We start from the raw sequence: 15,198 nt of genomic DNA, 5'->3' as shown, positions 1-15,198 counted from the left end.
CAGCCTCGGGAATCGGCTGGGTCTGCGCGATTCAGTTCCCTTTTGGCTGCGGCCTGAGAATAATGGGCCGATAGATCACCGGCCTGTCCCAGGGGTCGAAAGCCGGGGTGCGTCTGAGCTCCGCACGCCGCTCCAGATCGATGCGCTGCAGACACTCGGCAAAGGCGTCATTCTTCTTGACGAAGCCGTAGGACCGGCATTTCGCTTCGTCGGCGGCGCGGCGGTCCTCTGCCGTCACCGTCGTGCAGCCGGTGCAAAGCACCGTCAACGCCACCGCCATCACAGTCTTGCGCCACATGGAATCCTCCTCGAATAAAAGTGGAGCCTTTATGTGGACTTATTTCCGGACGGGCGAAGCTCAGACCCTTGATGCAGATGCGGTGTCCTATTGGTCCTGATGCGAATGGTGCCGTCGGTTCACAAGTACCGGCCTTCCGTCGATGGACAGCCTGGTTTCCTGCTTCGTCCGCTCCGCCACCACCTTGCCCCTGGCGATGACGCACAGGCGTTCGGCGCGCAGGCGCAGGGCCTCCACCGGATTGCCGGCATCGAGGACGACCAGGCTGGCGCGCTTGCCGACCGCCAGGCCGAGATGATCGAGGCCCATGATCGCGGCATTGACGTTGGTGACCATGTCGAAGCAGCGCGCCATCTCGGCCGGGCTCGACATCTGAGCGACGTGCAGGCCCATGAAGGCGACATCGAGCATGTCGGCGGTGCCTAGCGAATACCAGGGATCGAGCACGCAATCCTGGCCCCAGCCGACGCGAATGCCGAGCGCCAGCATTTCCTTGACCCGAGTCAGGCCCCGGCGCTTCGGGAAGGTGTCGTGGCGGCCCTGCAGCATGATGTTGATCAGCGGATTGGGAATGACCGAGACGCCGGCCTCGGCGATCAGCGGCAGCAGCTTCGAGACATAGTAATTGTCCATCGAATGCATCGAGGTGAGGTGCGAACCGGCGACCTTGCCCTGCAGACCAAGGCGCTGCGTCTCATACGCAAGCTGTTCGATGTGACGCGACAGTGGATCATCAGTCTCGTCGCAATGCAGGTCGACCATCAGGCCGCGCCTGGCCGCGATCTCGCACAACTCCGTTACCGAACGCGTGCCGTCGGCCATGGTGCGCTCAAAATGCGGGATGCCGCCGACGATGTCGACGCCCATGTCCAAGGCGCGGATGGTGTTCTCCCGAGCCGTTGGCGAGCGATAAAACCCGTCCTGCGGGAGGGCGACCAGTTGCAGGTCGATATAGGGGGCGACCGTCTTCTTGACCTCGAGCAGCGCCTCGACCGCCAGCAGCCTGTCATCGCAGACATCGACATGGGTACGGATTGCGAGCAGGCCCATCGACACCGCCCAGTCGCAATAGGCCAATGCGCGATCACGCACCGCCTCATGCGTCAAAAGCGGCTTCAACTCGCCCCATAGCGAAATGCCTTCGAGCAGCGTACCCGACGCGTTGATGCGCGGAATGCCGTAGGAGAGCGTCGCGTCCATGTGGAAATGCGGATCGACGAAGGGTGGCGAGACCAGATTGCCGCGGGCGTCGACCTCGGTCCGCGCAGGACCCTGCAGGGTGGGCTCGATCGCCGTGATCGTCTCACCGTTGATGCCGATGTCGGCAACCCTGCCATCAGGCAGTGTGCCGCCGCGAACGATAAGGTCGAAAGCCATCTGTCGTCATCCCGTCAAAAGAATCATCTGATAGTGCCGAGGCTGAAAATCGCATCCCGTCGATGCCGCTTGCAACAGCGGTTTGTCCGCGGCGGCCGCGGATGGTTCCATCCGGCCGCAACTCCCTCTATAAGCCGCCTTCGTTGTCCCGGTTTCAAGGATCCGCCGTTTGTTTCGTTTCTTCCGCTCGACGGAAAACCAGCGCCTCGTTGCGAGGTTGATCCGGGAATCCTTTTATCAGCACAGGTTTGGCTACGGCGCCGCGATCTTGTCGATGCTTGTGGTGGCCGCCACGACCGGCGCCAGCGCCTGGATTCTCAAAGAGATCACCGACGAATTCGTGGTCTTCAAGCGGATTGACCGCGTCAACCTGATTGCGGCGGGGGTCGCCACGATCTTCATTCTCAAGGGTCTCGCCAACTTCATCCAGGCCTATTTCATGAGCCGGGTCGGCAACGCCATCATCGCCGACCGCCAGCGCAAGATCTACGACCGCATCCTGGCGCAAGGCATCGAATTCTACCATTCGACCTCGTCGTCCGACCTGATCACACGCATGACCAACAATGCGCAGGCGGCGCGCAACGTGCTCGACCTCGTTGTCACGTCCTATGTGCGCGATCTGTTGTCGCTGGTTGTCCTGGTAGGAGTCATGGTCTGGCAGCAGCCAGCCTTGTCTATAATCTGCTTCGTCGTCGGCCCCTTGGCTATCTACGGGGTCAACCGCATCCTCAAACGTGTTCGCAAGTTCGCCGCGATGGAGTTTCGCTCGGTCGGCCAGATCGTGCAGGTGATGCAGGAAACGGCAATCGGCGTCCGCGTTGTCAAATCCTTCAACCTCGAAGGCGCAATGCGCAACCGCATGTACAAGGCCGTGTCGGACGTCGAGAACCGCGCCAACAACATCGCGACGCTGGAGGCTGCGACAAGCCCGGTGATGGAGACGCTAGCCGGGCTGGCAATTGCCGGGGCCATCTTCGTCAGCGGCTTCCTGGTCTTGCAGGGCGGCCAGATGCCGGGAAACATCATGGCCTTTATCGGGGCGCTCCTGTTTGCCTATGAGCCGGCAAAGCGCCTTGCGCGCGTGCGCATATCGCTGGAAAGCGGTATTGTCGGCGTGCGCATGATGTTCGAGCTCGCCGACCAGCCGCTGACTCTGGTCGAGAAGCCCGACGCGAAGCCGCTTCTGGCCGGACCGGGCGAGATCCGGTTCGACGCCGTCGACTTCGCTTATCAGAACGGGCCGCCGGTGCTGGACAGGTTCGATCTGACGCTTGCGCCCGGCAAGATGACGGCGCTGGTCGGGCCTTCCGGTGGCGGCAAGTCGACCGTCCTGAACCTGATCATGCGCATGTACGACCCGAAGAGCGGCAAGGTGCTGCTCGACGGCCAGGATATTTCCCATGCGACGCTCGCATCGCTGCGGGAAAAGATCGCCTATGTCAGCCAGGACACGTTCCTGTTTGCCGGCACCATCATGCACAACATCCGGCTTGGGCGCGAGGGTGCGACCGACGAAGAGGTGATCGCCGCCGCCAAGGCGGCCAACGCCCATGACTTCATCAGCGCACAGGCGAAAGGCTACGAGACGGATGTCGGCGAGAATGGCGGCCTGCTATCGGGCGGCCAACGCCAACGGATCTCGATCGCACGCGCCATGCTGCGCAATGCCGAGATCCTGCTGCTGGACGAAGCTACCAGCGCGCTTGATGCCGAATCGGAAGCGCTGTTCCGCGACGCGCTGCAGCAATTGACGGAAGGCCGCACGACGATCGTCATCGCGCACCGTCTGTCGACGGTGCACCAGGCAGACACGATCGTGGTGCTCGAAGCCGGCAAGGTGGTGGAAAGCGGCCCGCACAAGACCTTGCTCAAGCAGGGTGGGCTCTACCAGAAGCTTTATGAGTATCAGTTGATGCCGTGATGGTGTTCCGGATGTTGGAGCCAGCCCCCTCATCCGGCCCTTCGGGCCACCTTCCCCCCGAGGGGAGAAGAGATCGTCAGCGCCGGCGCCAGCCTCTTGTCCCCAGCGGGGAGAAGGTGGCCGCGTAGCGGCCGGATGAGGGGGCCTGGGCGCAAACCTTATTCCGGCACAAACCTCACCGCGCCCTTGGCCGCGCTGGTCGCCATGGCGGCATAGGCGCGCAAGGCGGTCGTCACCTTGCGCTTGCGCTTTTCCTCGGGCTTCCAGGCCAGGGCGCCCTTGGCCTCCATCGCCGCCCGGCGGGCAGCGAGTTCCGCCTCATCGACAGCCAGGCGGATGCTGCGGTTCGGGATGTCGATCTCGATCGTATCGCCCTCCTGCACCAGCCCGATCAGCCCGCCTTCGGCGGCTTCCGGCGACGCATGGCCGATCGACAGGCCCGACGTGCCTCCCGAGAAGCGGCCGTCGGTGACCAGGGCGCAGGCCTTGCCGAGCCCTTTCGACTTCAGATAGCTGGTTGGATAAAGCATTTCCTGCATGCCTGGGCCGCCGCGCGGCCCTTCATAGCGGATGACGACCACATCGCCGGCCTTGATCTCGTTGGACAGGATCGCCTTGACGCTCGAATCCTGGCTTTCGAAGACGCGGGCCGGGCCGGTGAACTTCAGGATCGATTCATCGACGCCGGCGGTCTTCACGATACAGCCGTCGAGAGCCAGATTGCCTTTCAGCACGGCGAGGCCGCCATCCCTGGAAAAGGGATGTTCGGTCGAGCGGATGACGCCTTTCTCGCGGTCGAGATCGAGTTCGTCCCAGCGGCGGTCCTGGCTGAAAGCGACCTGTGTCGGCACGCCACCAGGGGCGGCGAGGAAGAAATCGCGCACACTCTGGCTGGTCGTGCGGGAAATATCCCAATGGTCGAGCGCTTCGCCCAGCGTTCGCGTGTGCACCGTCGGCAGGTCGCGGTTGAGCAGGCCGGCATTGTCGAGCTGGCCGAGGATGGCCATGATACCGCCGGCGCGGTGCACGTCTTCCATGTGCACGTCGGACTTGGCCGGAGCAACCTTGCACAGCACCGGCACCTTGCGCGACAGCGCGTCGATGTCGTCCTGATCGAAATCGATCTCGCCTTCATGCGCGGCAGCCAGGATGTGCAGCACGGTGTTGGTCGAGCCGCCCATGGCGATGTCGAGGGTCATGGCGTTCTCGAAGGCGCCCTTCGAGGCGATGTTGCGCGGCAGAGCCGTCTCGTCATCCTGTTCGTAGTAACGCTGAGCGAGATCGACGATCAGGTGGCCGGCCTCGACGAACAGCCGCTTGCGGTCGGCATGGGTGGCCAATGTCGAGCCGTTGCCGGGCAGCGACAGGCCAAGCGCCTCGGTCAAACAATTCATCGAATTGGCGGTGAACATGCCCGAGCAGGAGCCGCAGGTCGGGCAAGCCGAGCGCTCGATGACCTTGACGTCCTCGTCGGAGACCCTGTCGTCGGCGGCCGCCACCATGGCATCGACCAGGTCGAGAGCCTGCGTCTTGCCGGCGAGCACCACCTTGCCGGCTTCCATCGGACCGCCGGAAACGAAGACGGTCGGGATGTTGAGGCGCAACGATGCCATCAGCATGCCGGGCGTGATCTTGTCGCAATTGGAGATGCAGACCATGGCGTCGGCACAGTGAGCATTGACCATGTATTCGACGGAATCGGCGATCAGCTCGCGCGACGGCAGCGAATAGAGCATGCCGTCATGGCCCATGGCGATGCCGTCGTCGACGGCGATGGTGTTGAATTCCTTGGCGACGCCGCCGGCCTTCTCGATCTCGCGCGCGACCAACTGGCCGAGATCCTTCAGATGGACATGGCCCGGCACGAACTGGGTGAAGGAGTTGACCACCGCGATGATCGGCTTGCCGAAATCGCTGTCCTTCATGCCGGTGGCGCGCCAGAGGCCGCGAGCGCCGGCCATGTTGCGGCCATGGGTGGTGGTGCGGGAGCGATAGGCAGGCATGTTTTTTCCTTGGTGGCTGGCCACAGCCATGCATGGCGCGGCGGAGCTGAATTCGGACCGCAGGCGTTATAGACGCGCAAGCCCGGTCTGGCCACAATTTTGCAATGCGCCAGATTCTCTCAAAAAAATGCGTAGCACTGTCGGATGGCGCACTGCATGCCCGTCCTTAGGCAGACGACATGGAAATGGCACCACGTTCGGAGTCAGCCGTTTCGCCGTAACGCAACCAAAACAACCCGAGGAGCACGACATGCAAAAGATCACCACCTGCCTGTGGTTCGACGGCCTGGCCGAAGAGGCCATGAATTTCTACGTCTCCATCTTCAAGAATTCGAAGGTGCTGAGCGTAATGCGCTGGCCCGAAGGCCACGCCGATGAAGGCAAGGTGCTGGTGACCACGTTCGAACTCGACGGGGTGCAATTCCAGGCGCTCAATGGTGGACCGCAGTTCAAGCACACCGAGGCGATGTCGCAGTCGATCGACTGCAAGACGCAGGAAGAGGTGGATTACTTCTGGGACAAGCTCATCGAAGGTGGCGGCCAACCGTCGCAATGCAGCTGGCTGAAGGATAAATTCGGCGTCTCCTGGCAGGTTGTGCCGGAGCAGCTGCCGCGCCTGCTGCTGGATCCGGACCGGGCCAAGGCCGGCCGCGTGATGTCGGCGATGATGCAGATGAGCAAGATCGACATCGCCAGGATCGAGGAAGCGGCGAGAGGATAGTCGAGGGTTGGCGCTGCCCCTCATCCGCCCTTCGGGCACCTTCTCCCCGTGAACGGGGAGAAGGGAAAACTGGCGCCTACGCCGCCTTGTCGCGGACCTGATAGTCCTTGATCGTGGCAAACTTGATCGCCTTCCAGCGTTCCGCTTCGTAGTTCAGCGAGAAAGCGTGCTGGGCGAGGAACACCGGATCATTGTCGAGGTCGCGGGCGATGTCACCGCGATGCGCCTCGATGAAGCGAAGCGTCTCGGCTTTGTCGTCGGCCGATATCCAGCGGCAGACTGAAAACCGCGACATCTCGAATTCGACCGGCAGCGTGTATTCGAAGTTCAGCCGTTCCTTCAGCACGTCGAGCTGCAGCGCGCCGACGACGCCGACGATGGCCGGCGAGCCATCCTCCGGCGAAAACAGCTGCACGACGCCCTCCTCTGCCATCTGGTGCAGCGCTTCCTTGAGTTTTTTCGCCTTCATCGCGTCGCCGAGGCGCACACGACGCAGGATTTCCGGGGCGAAATTCGGAACGCCGCGGAACAGTATCTCCTCGCCTTCGGTCAGCGTGTCGCCGATGCGCAGCGTGCCATGGTTGGGGATGCCGACGACGTCACCGGCAAAAGCCTCGTCAGCGGTAACGCGGGTCCGGGCAAAGAAGAACTGCGGCGCCGACAGCGACATCGGTTTTCCCGTGCGCACCAGCTTGGCCTTCATGCCGCGCTCGAGCTTGCCCGAACAGACACGGACGAAGGCGATGCGGTCGCGGTGATTGGGATCCATGTTGGCCTGGATCTTGAAGACGAAGGACGTCATCTTCTCTTCGGTCGCCTCGACCTTGCGGGTGTCGGCCTCCTGCGCGCGCGGCGGCGGTCCAAAAGCGCCGAGTGCCTCGATCAGGTCGCGCACGCCATAGTTGCGTAGCGCCGAACCGAAATAGACCGGCGTCAGATGGCCCTCGCGGAAGGCCTCAATATCAAGGGGTCTGCACGCTTCTCGCGCGAGTTCCAGTTCCTCGATGAAGGCTTCGCGCTCGTTTTCGGGCAGCAGCCCGGCGACGCGGTTGGAATCGGGGCCGTTGACCGGCGTGCGTTCCTTCTCCGCGTCGCCCCTGCGCACGGCATTCAGCGCCAGATGATAGGTGCCGGCAAAATTCTTGCCGCGGCCGATCGGCCAGGTGACGGGGGCAGTATCCAGCGCCAGCTTCTGTTCGATCTCGTCCAAAATCTCGAACGGATCGCGGCTTTCGCGGTCCATCTTGTTGATGAAGGTGATGATCGGGATGTCGCGCAGGCGGCAGACTTCGAACAGTTTCAGCGTGCGTGGCTCGATGCCCTTGGCGGCATCGATGACCATGACCGCCGAGTCGACCGCCGACAGCGTGCGGTAGGTGTCGTCGGCGAAATCCTCGTGGCCGGGCGTGTCGAGCAGGTTGAAGACATTGTCCTCATACTCGAAGGTCATCACCGAGGTGACGACCGAGATGCCGCGTTCGCGCTCGATCTTCATCCAGTCGGACCGCGTCTGGATCTTGTCCTTCTTGGCCTTGACCTCGCCGGCGAGCTGGATGGCGCCGCCGAACAGCAGCAGCTTTTCGGTGAGCGTCGTCTTGCCGGCGTCCGGGTGCGCGATGATCGCGAAGGTGCGGCGGCGTGCCACTTCTTCTTCTATTGCTTCGGGCATTCTCTGGGATTTCCGTGTGACAGGCCGGGCTTCTAGCAGCGCAGTGCCGGCCTGTCGACCGGTCCGGCGGCTCGGGCGCTGCTGATCGCCGCCTCACCGTCAGAGCATACAGCTCAGTCGTGCTGTGGCTCCGGCCAGTGCATTGCCGCATATTTTACGCTGCGCGATGTTGGCAAGCGGCTGCCGGGATGGCACTGGATGAACATCCCTCCGGATGACGAGGAAGAGGAGCAAGCATGACTGCGGCGAAACAAGTAATCGTCATCGGCGCCGGCATCATCGGTGCCTCCACCGCCTGGCATCTGAGCAGAGCGGGTGCGCAAGTGACGGTGATTGCCGACAGTGCTGCCGGTGGGGTGGCGACGCCAAATTCGTTCGCCTGGATCAACGCCAGCTGGGGCAATCCGGAGCCCTATTTCCGGCTGCGCACCCGCGCCATGGCCGAATGGTCGCGGCTGGCGCAGGACCTGCCCGACCTGCCGCTTATCTGGTGCGGCGGCCTGTGCTGGGACTTACCGGCGGCCGACATGGAAACCTACGCCACGGAACATTCCGCCTGGGGCTATGGCATCAGCCAAGTCGACCGCGCCGGTGCAGCGCGCATCGAACCTAATCTCACCGAGCTTCCGGATTTTGCCCTGCATGTTGCCGAAGAAGGTGTCGCAGAGCCCGTGGCCGCCGTCCGTGCCCTATTGGCAGACGCGAAGCGACATGGCGCGAAGACCATCTCCAGCACGGTGACGGCCCTGGTCCAGACCGGCGGCAGGATCACCGGTGTCGACACATCGCATGGCCTGATTGCATCGGACGAGGTGGTGGTCGCGGCCGGCGTTGGCTCGCCGGAGATCGCCGCGACCGCCGGGATCAACCTGCCGATCGAAACGCCGCCCGGCCTGATCGTCCATTCGCGACCGCACGAAAAGCTGCTCAACGGGCTGGTGCTGGCCGAGCGGCTGCACATGCGCCAGACGGCGGAAGGCCGCATCATCGCCGGCTCGGATTTTGGCGGAGCCGATCCGGGCATGGATGCCGAAGCCACCGCCCACGCCCTGTTTGCGGCCATGAAGGCCATGCTGCGCGACAGCGATGGGTTGGAACTCGATTTCCACACGGTCGGCTACCGGCCGACGCCGATCGACGGCTTTCCGATCATTGGCCGCGCCGAGGGCTTGGACGGTGTCTATGTCGCCGTCATGCATTCCGGCATCACGTTGGCGCCGGCCATCGGCCTGTTCGCCGCTCGGGAAATCCTCGACGGCGAGCGCGACCCCTTACTTGCCCCTTATGGATTGTCGCGTTTCGCTCAATAGGCGGGCGGACGCCGAAAGCCGCCGGTCAGTGGTTCGATTGCCCTGGCGATGCCGAGCAGCTGTGACTCCGACCAGCGTTTGCCGACCAGTTGCAAGCCGATCGGCAAGCCCTCGCTGCCCTGTCCGCATGGGATGGAAAGCGCCGGATGGCCGCTGTAGTTGAAGACGGCGCCATAGGCCGGCAGCATCCAGTAGCTCTGCTCCTTGCCGTCGACCGTGATCGGCGTGCCCGGCTCGCAATGCGGGAAGGCGGAAGTCATGGCGACCGGGCAGAGCAGCGCGTCATGGTTTTCGAAAAACCGGTCCCAGGCGAGAATGGACCTGTCGCGGCGGGCGAGTGCCTCGAACCAATGCGAGACCGGTGTCGGGTTCTCCGGCGACTCCGGCTGGGCGGCCTCCAGCATCATGCCGATCAGCGCGCCGCCCTGCTCCAGATCGTGGTGCAGATCGAGTTTCGGCAGTTTTGCCTCCTCAACGAGGGCACCGGCCGATTGCAGCTGCCTTGCGAGGTTTTCGACCGCGGCGCTGATGTCGCCGGCCACCGGAAAGCCGGGAAAGGACGGCGCGAAGGCGATGCGCAATGTCCTAGGGTCGAGCTTCGGCATATCCTGGACCGGCACCGGAGCAAGATCGGTGTCGCTTCCATCCGGGCCGGCGATGATTTGATAAATCAGCGCCAAATCTTGCACGCTGCGCGCCAACGGCCCGAGGCAGGACATCAGCCGCACGCTGCGCGCGGCACCGCCGGGATCGGGGAAGGCACCGGCCAGCGAGACACGATGCTCCGTCGGCTTCAAGCCATAAACACCGCAAAAGGCGGCCGGCAGCCGGATCGAATCCTGCATGTCTGTGCCCACGTCGAACGGCGTCATCCCCAAGCAAATTGCCGCTGCCGCGCCTCCGCTGGAGCCTCCCGCCGTGCGCTGGAGATTCCATGGATTGTTGGTGCGGCCGAACAGCGGGTTGTTCGATTGCCAGTCCGAAAGCATGGCCGCGACATTGGTCTTGGCCATCAGCACGCCGCCGGCCGCTTTCAGTCTGATGACGACCGGGCTGTCCTGCTTGGCGACATAGTCGGCAAAGGGCGGGAAGCCGACCGTGGTCCTTATGCCTGACGTTTCGTGCATGTCTTTCAGCGTGAACGGCACGCCATGCAGAGGTCCGGGTGCGGCGCCGCGCGCCTGGGCAGCGTCCGCCTTCTTGGCACGCTCGCGGGCGCCTTCCCTGTCGAGCGAGATGACGGCATTCACCGCATGGTTGTGCGCATCGATTTGCGCCAGATAGGCGTCGAGTGCTTCCACGGCGGAGATTTTGCGCTTGGCGATGGCTGCAGCGAGATCGACGGTTGAGGAGAAGACGATGTCCATGAGGAATGCTCCGGCTTGGCCGCGCGTGCCTGACCAATTGGCGGAACGCGGCGCGATTTCAAGCGGAGTTGAGCATTCGGTATTCGCTAGTGCTTGATCGAAGTTGTGCTGCCGATGTCGGCACTCTACGGCGCCCCCCTCTGGCCTGCCGGCCATCTCCCCCTCAAGTGGGGAGATTGGATAGCGTCACGGCTTTCGCCAATCTTCAACGTTGCAAGAACGCGCGGTCGGCGAAGCTGCCAATCTCCCCACTTGAGGGGGAGATGTCCGGCAGGACAGAGGGGGCGCTGGCCCGCGACTTTGCAGCATTTGCGATCCGGCGAAGAAACTTACCCGACCAGCGCCAGCTTTGCCGCCGCTGGAGCAAACGGGCGAATGCTGATGCCGTCCCGCGTCATCGTGACAAAACTCGATGGCGGGATCGCTTGCCAGTCGCCGCCCTCGCGGTCGAACGGCTCGGACACGATGCAGCGGCCGCCGCCCTTGCGCAAGACGGAGGTGTAGAGCGTCGGCGCGTGGGCGTCGGTGGCATAGCGCACCGCATGCAGCGCCTGTCCATCCGAGAAGGCGGCGGTGAGCTTCAGCGCTGGTTCGAGGCCGGCGCGGCGCGAGGCTTCGAGCACGCGGCTAGTGGCGCGGGACACCGCGCCTTGCGGATCGCCGGCCAACCCTTCGTCGGTCATCAGCAGGAAAAAGAGTTCGGAATCGGTGGTGCCTTCGCGCTGGTCGAAGACGGCGTCTGACAGCGAATTCTCCAGCGCGCGGCGGATCTTCTCGAAGCCGCCGATCTGGCCGTTGTGCATGAACGACCAGGCGCCGGAGATGAACGGATGGCAATTCATGCGGCTGGTGGCGCCGCCGGTGGACGCCCGTACATGGGCGAGGAACAGGCCGGATTTGATCTGCCGGCACAGGCTTTTCAGATTGGGATCGGACCAGGCCGGCAGGATATCGCGATAGAGACCCGGCTCTGGGCGGTCGCCATACCAGGCAAGGCCGAAGCCGTCGCCATTGGTCGGCGATTTCGATTCCTGGGCGCAATGGCTCTGGGCGATCAGCGAGTGACAGGGCGCCGTGAGGATGTCTTCGAGAAAGACCGCTTCACCGAGATAGGCCGCCCACCGGCACATCGCTTCTGTCGTCCTCTAGGCGCGATCCATAAGAGCCGCAGGCTCCTTGATCGCGTGTGTGTCTCTGTTGTGCGTCCGCTCGTAAAGCTCGCGAACGATTCGGCTGGCGGTAGTTTCAAACAGAAATGGCAAGAAAGCATGAACGAGCGCAGCACAAGCCGCCATCAACAGGCGCGACGAAAACCAGGCGGCAAAGCCCATGTGGCTGAAATAGGTTTCGCCGACCTTGGCCGGGTGAGAGGTGAAAATCTTGGCGACCGACATGCTGGTTCCCCTTCAGCGCTTCAAGTTCCTGATATGAGTATCCTGACACGCTTCGCCGGTTCATCGGTCTCAAAATGTCCTTGTATTTCGGTGATCCTTGGGACAAACATCCCACATGACGCTGGAAATTGACGAAATCGACCGGAAATTGCTCGCTGAGCTGCAACGCGACGGCACGCTGTCGGTCGACCAGCTGTCGGAACGGGTGGCGCTGTCGCGCAATGCCTGCTGGCGCCGAGTGAGGCGGCTGGAAGAGGCTGGTGTCATCACCGGCAGGGTGGCGCTGGTCGATGCCGAAAAGCTCGGGCTTGGCCTTTCCGTCTTCATCCTGATCCGCACGTCCAACCACGATCCGGAGTGGCTGCAGAAGTTCCGGGCGGCGGTGACCGGCTTTCCCGAGATCATCGGCGTCTACCGCATGTCCGGCGACCTCGATTATGTCTTGCGCGCCCGCGTCGCCGACGTGAAGGCCTATGACCGGCTCTATCAGCGGCTGATTGCCAAGGTGGCGCTGTCGGACGTTTCCGCGTCGTTCGTGATGGAGGAAATCAAGGAAACGACCGTCGTTCCGATGGAACTGCGTTAGGGGCAGCGCATGTGGGATTGGGTAGTGTCTCGGTATGAACTGGGCGCTTCTGGTCTTTAGGTCCGGTGGGCCTCGTGTAGCCTTAGCAATTCTGACTTGGCATCCACCAAAACCTGTTTCCAATGAGCGATATCGTCCGGCGTCGCTGGTTCTGGCAAAGCGTTTGCTGCATAGGCCTTCAACATGGCCTCAGCGAGACGCTTGCTAGACTCTGCAGTGCTTCTCAATAGGGCTAAGATGTCGGGTTGGTCATCGGCCTGATTATCCATGCGGCCAACATATCGAAATTCGAACAGTTAGGCGACAAACTACCGGACCGGCCATCGTGCCGCCCAAAAGAAAGCCGTTGATAGAATTACAGTCGAGTTGACCGAATCGCCGTTCGCGCCGATAGGATCGATTTTATGCGCGCAGCCCTTCAAACTTCCTCCGTCATCGGTCCGACCGTCGGCTTCGTCAGGTTGCCGCATGCTGAAGGACTTCCCCTTCCCGCCTATGAAAGCACTGGTGCCGCCGGCATGGATCTGCGCGCCGCTGTGCCGGACGACCGGCCGCTGCTGATCCTTCCGGGAAAGCGCGCTCTGGTGCCGACCGGGCTGATCCTGGAAATTCCGGAAGGCATGGAGGGCCAGGTGCGGCCCCGCTCCGGACTTGCTTTCAAGCACGGCCTGACCGTCCTCAACACGCCCGGCACCATCGATAGCGACTATCGCGGCGAGGTGAAGGTGCTGCTGATCAATCTCGGCGATGAAGACTTTGCCGTGACGCGCGGCATGCGCGTCGCCCAGATCATCTTCGCTGCGGTGGCCCAGGCGACCGTGGAAGAGCGCAGTCTGGCCGGTGGTACGGCGCGTGGCGCGGGCGGGTTCGGATCGACCGGCACCGCCTGATGCCTGAACTGCCTAAGCTTGTCATCTTCGACTGCGACGGGATCCTGGTCGATACAGAGAATTTGGCCAATCGGCGTCTCGCCGAATGGCTGACCGCTGCCGGCTATCCGACAAGCTTCGAATATTGCCGCAAGAATTTCTCCGGCCGCAGCATGGCGTCCGTGCAGAAAGAGATCGAAGAAGAGACCAGCGTCAGGCTCGGCGCCGGTTTCGTCGATCGCTGGAACGCCGGCCTGCCGGACCTGTTTGCCCACGGCGTCGAAGCGATCCCCTACGTCCGCGAGTTCGTCGAAGCCGTGCGTTCAGCCGGTATCGCCTATTGCGTCGCCACCTCGGCCCGGGTGTCGAAGATGCACATCACGCTTGGCCAGACCGGGCTGCTGCCGCTGTTCGAACACGCGATGTTTTCCTCGACCATGGTCAGCCGTGGCAAGCCGTTCCCGGACCTGTTCCTGCATGCGGCCAAGACCATGGGCTTCGCGCCTGCCGACTGCATCGTCATCGAGGACAGCGTCGCCGGCACGCAGGCCGGGATCGCCGCCGGCATGCGGGTGTTTTCCTACCATGCCGATCCCTATTCCGACCGCGCCGGCCTGATCCAGGCCGGCGGCATCCTGTTCGACGACATGCGCGAGCTGGCCGGGCTGGTGCCGATCCACTGACCTGATCTTCAGCCTGCAGCTGTACGCCTCGATTGTCCGTGCTAGCTTGGCGCCGCCAACTCGAGGCCACGCATGAACCCCAGCCTGCTCCGCCTCATCCTCGCCTTGATGCTGGCGCCGTTTCTATGGACCGCGGCCGGCGCGCAAGCCATCAGCTTTCCGGAGCTCGGCAGCGCTCTGCCCGGCCGCACGGATGTCACCTATCTCGACCTCGCGAGGATGGTCATTCCGGATCTCGCTGCGGACAAGGACGGCTTCTATAGGGGTGGGTTGCCGATCGAGATGCGTCATATCGAGGGACCGGACAGCGGCGGTTCGCCGCCCGAGACTTCGGGCTTTTCCAATGCCGCGGTGCTCGCCATCAAGGCCGGCGGCAAGGATCGGCTGACCATGCTGTTCGACCTTGGCGATTCTCCCGACAGCGCCGAAGGCTATGCGGTGCTGGCGCTCTACGACATCACGGCCAAGCCAAAGCTGCTCGACGCCGTCAATGTCGCGCTCGACCGCGGCACCTATTTCCACGAGCCGGGCAGACTTTCGGTCAGCGCCAACGATGACGTCCTCATCACCATGAGCGCGCATTTCAATTCGAGCCAGAACTATGTGATCACGCCGCTGATCATGATCCGCGACGACAAGTTCGAACCGATCGACATGATCTATACGTTCGACGAAAACCTGTGCGCCTACAGCCGCAAGCAGGACGTGACTTTGCAGACCGTAGGCGACGGCCAGCCTTATGCCGCCATCAAGGTGACCGTGACCGACTCTACTGTGCTGAACGGCGAAAGCTGTGACGACACTCCGCCCAGACCAGAGTCCCACGAGATTTCCGTCACCTATCACTGGGACAAGGAGACATCGCGCTACACCAAGGATTCCGACGCGCTGGACAAATTGGCAGGAGAGAACGCCAATCGCTTCTGAACCAACCGCATTCGTTTGCCCGGTCAAATCGGGCAGGATAAAATCCGCTTAGCCACACCGCACATGATGG

The 15,198-nt window shown here is 62.9% G+C and carries 14 protein-coding genes; 7 read left to right on the top strand and 7 right to left on the bottom strand.

The features are described from left to right. Positions 1-31: 31 nt before the first annotated feature. Positions 32-298, bottom strand: a complete 267-nt coding sequence (locus AC0L24_RS12120) for a hypothetical protein (protein WP_127267473.1) — start codon at positions 296-298, stop codon at positions 32-34. 87 nt (positions 299-385) lie between these two features. Next, a complete protein-coding gene (locus AC0L24_RS12115; RefSeq protein WP_473563743.1) occupies positions 386-1,675 on the bottom strand; it encodes an amidohydrolase family protein in 1,290 nt (429 codons plus the stop codon). A gap of 169 nt (positions 1,676-1,844) precedes the next feature. Here AC0L24_RS12115 and AC0L24_RS12110 point away from each other — a divergent pair, with 169 nt between their 5' ends. Continuing rightward, the gene (locus tag AC0L24_RS12110; protein ID WP_127808102.1) at positions 1,845-3,599 is read left to right on the top strand and encodes an ABC transporter ATP-binding protein; all 1,755 of its coding nucleotides are present in this window, start codon (positions 1,845-1,847) and stop codon (positions 3,597-3,599) included. A gap of 158 nt (positions 3,600-3,757) precedes the next feature. On the opposite strand, the gene ilvD is transcribed toward AC0L24_RS12110, so the two are convergent. Then, entirely contained in the window at positions 3,758-5,602 is a 1,845-nt protein-coding gene (gene ilvD / locus AC0L24_RS12105; RefSeq protein WP_127808103.1) for a dihydroxy-acid dehydratase, read from the bottom strand. A 250-nt stretch (positions 5,603-5,852) separates the two neighbouring features. Here ilvD and AC0L24_RS12100 point away from each other — a divergent pair, with 250 nt between their 5' ends. Beyond that, positions 5,853-6,323: a VOC family protein gene (locus AC0L24_RS12100; RefSeq protein ID WP_127808104.1), complete on the top strand. Its 471-nt coding sequence runs from the start codon at positions 5,853-5,855 to the stop codon at positions 6,321-6,323. Positions 6,324-6,399: 76 nt separating this feature from the next. Here the strand turns inward: AC0L24_RS12100 and AC0L24_RS12095 are convergent, their stop codons facing one another. Then, complete coding sequence (locus tag AC0L24_RS12095) at positions 6,400-7,992, bottom strand: peptide chain release factor 3 (protein WP_127808105.1); 1,593 nt, start codon at positions 7,990-7,992, stop codon at positions 6,400-6,402. A gap of 236 nt (positions 7,993-8,228) precedes the next feature. Here AC0L24_RS12095 and AC0L24_RS12090 point away from each other — a divergent pair, with 236 nt between their 5' ends. Then, the gene (locus tag AC0L24_RS12090) at positions 8,229-9,302 is read left to right on the top strand and encodes an NAD(P)/FAD-dependent oxidoreductase (protein WP_127808106.1); all 1,074 of its coding nucleotides are present in this window, start codon (positions 8,229-8,231) and stop codon (positions 9,300-9,302) included. On the opposite strand, the gene AC0L24_RS12085 is transcribed toward AC0L24_RS12090, so the two are convergent. From AC0L24_RS12085 to AC0L24_RS12075, 3 genes are all read right to left on the bottom strand, one after another. Next, entirely contained in the window at positions 9,296-10,669 is a 1,374-nt protein-coding gene (locus tag AC0L24_RS12085; protein ID WP_127396465.1) for an amidase, read from the bottom strand. The genes AC0L24_RS12090 and AC0L24_RS12085 overlap by 7 nt on opposite strands. Positions 10,670-10,998: 329 nt before the next feature. Next, positions 10,999-11,799 carry a class II glutamine amidotransferase gene (locus AC0L24_RS12080; RefSeq protein ID WP_473563742.1) on the bottom strand — a complete coding sequence of 267 codons (801 nt, stop codon included), beginning with the start codon at positions 11,797-11,799 and terminating at the stop codon, positions 10,999-11,001. A 15-nt stretch (positions 11,800-11,814) separates the two neighbouring features. After that, positions 11,815-12,063, bottom strand: coding sequence for a DUF6356 family protein (locus AC0L24_RS12075; RefSeq protein ID WP_127808107.1), 249 nt, complete (start codon positions 12,061-12,063; stop codon positions 11,815-11,817). A gap of 115 nt (positions 12,064-12,178) precedes the next feature. Here AC0L24_RS12075 and AC0L24_RS12070 point away from each other — a divergent pair, with 115 nt between their 5' ends. The 4 genes from AC0L24_RS12070 to AC0L24_RS12055 all read left to right on the top strand — a co-directional run bounded on the left by AC0L24_RS12070 (position 12,179) and on the right by AC0L24_RS12055 (position 15,128). Then, entirely contained in the window at positions 12,179-12,649 is a 471-nt protein-coding gene (locus AC0L24_RS12070; RefSeq protein ID WP_127808108.1) for an Lrp/AsnC family transcriptional regulator, read from the top strand. Positions 12,650-13,053: 404 nt separating this feature from the next. Beyond that, positions 13,054-13,539, top strand: coding sequence for a dUTP diphosphatase (gene dut / locus AC0L24_RS12065; RefSeq protein ID WP_127396467.1), 486 nt, complete (start codon positions 13,054-13,056; stop codon positions 13,537-13,539). After that, the gene (locus AC0L24_RS12060; RefSeq protein ID WP_127408497.1) at positions 13,539-14,201 is read left to right on the top strand and encodes an HAD family hydrolase; all 663 of its coding nucleotides are present in this window, start codon (positions 13,539-13,541) and stop codon (positions 14,199-14,201) included. Before dut ends, AC0L24_RS12060 begins: the two co-directional genes overlap by 1 nt. 72 nt (positions 14,202-14,273) lie before the next feature. Next, positions 14,274-15,128 carry a hypothetical protein gene (locus AC0L24_RS12055; RefSeq protein ID WP_473563741.1) on the top strand — a complete coding sequence of 285 codons (855 nt, stop codon included), beginning with the start codon at positions 14,274-14,276 and terminating at the stop codon, positions 15,126-15,128. The last annotated feature ends 70 nt before the right edge of the window (positions 15,129-15,198 follow it).

This window comes from Mesorhizobium sp. WSM4809, from assembly GCF_055811655.1.
The sequence above is the reverse complement of the archived record's forward strand: the minus strand, read 5'-3'. Positions and strand labels throughout refer to the sequence as shown.

Bases quoted from the DNA above. Each gene is read 5' to 3' on its own strand.
- AC0L24_RS12115 (WP_473563743.1), bottom strand. From the start codon at position 1,675: ATGGCTTTCGACCTTATCGTTCGCGGCGGCACACTGCCTGATGGCAGG.
- AC0L24_RS12120 (WP_127267473.1), bottom strand. From the start codon at position 298: ATGTGGCGCAAGACTGTGATGGCGGTGGCGTTGACGGTGCTTTGCACC.
- AC0L24_RS12075 (WP_127808107.1), bottom strand. From the start codon at position 12,063: ATGTCGGTCGCCAAGATTTTCACCTCTCACCCGGCCAAGGTCGGCGAA.
- AC0L24_RS12080 (WP_473563742.1), bottom strand. From the start codon at position 11,799: ATGTGCCGGTGGGCGGCCTATCTCGGTGAAGCGGTCTTTCTCGAAGAC.
- AC0L24_RS12095 (WP_127808105.1), bottom strand. From the start codon at position 7,992: ATGCCCGAAGCAATAGAAGAAGAAGTGGCACGCCGCCGCACCTTCGCG.
- AC0L24_RS12070 (WP_127808108.1), top strand. From the start codon at position 12,179: ATGACGCTGGAAATTGACGAAATCGACCGGAAATTGCTCGCTGAGCTG.
- AC0L24_RS12055 (WP_473563741.1), top strand. From the start codon at position 14,274: ATGAACCCCAGCCTGCTCCGCCTCATCCTCGCCTTGATGCTGGCGCCG.
- dut (WP_127396467.1), top strand. From the start codon at position 13,054: ATGCGCGCAGCCCTTCAAACTTCCTCCGTCATCGGTCCGACCGTCGGC.
- AC0L24_RS12085 (WP_127396465.1), bottom strand. From the start codon at position 10,669: ATGGACATCGTCTTCTCCTCAACCGTCGATCTCGCTGCAGCCATCGCC.
- AC0L24_RS12060 (WP_127408497.1), top strand. From the start codon at position 13,539: ATGCCTGAACTGCCTAAGCTTGTCATCTTCGACTGCGACGGGATCCTG.
- AC0L24_RS12100 (WP_127808104.1), top strand. From the start codon at position 5,853: ATGCAAAAGATCACCACCTGCCTGTGGTTCGACGGCCTGGCCGAAGAG.
- ilvD (WP_127808103.1), bottom strand. From the start codon at position 5,602: ATGCCTGCCTATCGCTCCCGCACCACCACCCATGGCCGCAACATGGCC.
- AC0L24_RS12090 (WP_127808106.1), top strand. From the start codon at position 8,229: ATGACTGCGGCGAAACAAGTAATCGTCATCGGCGCCGGCATCATCGGT.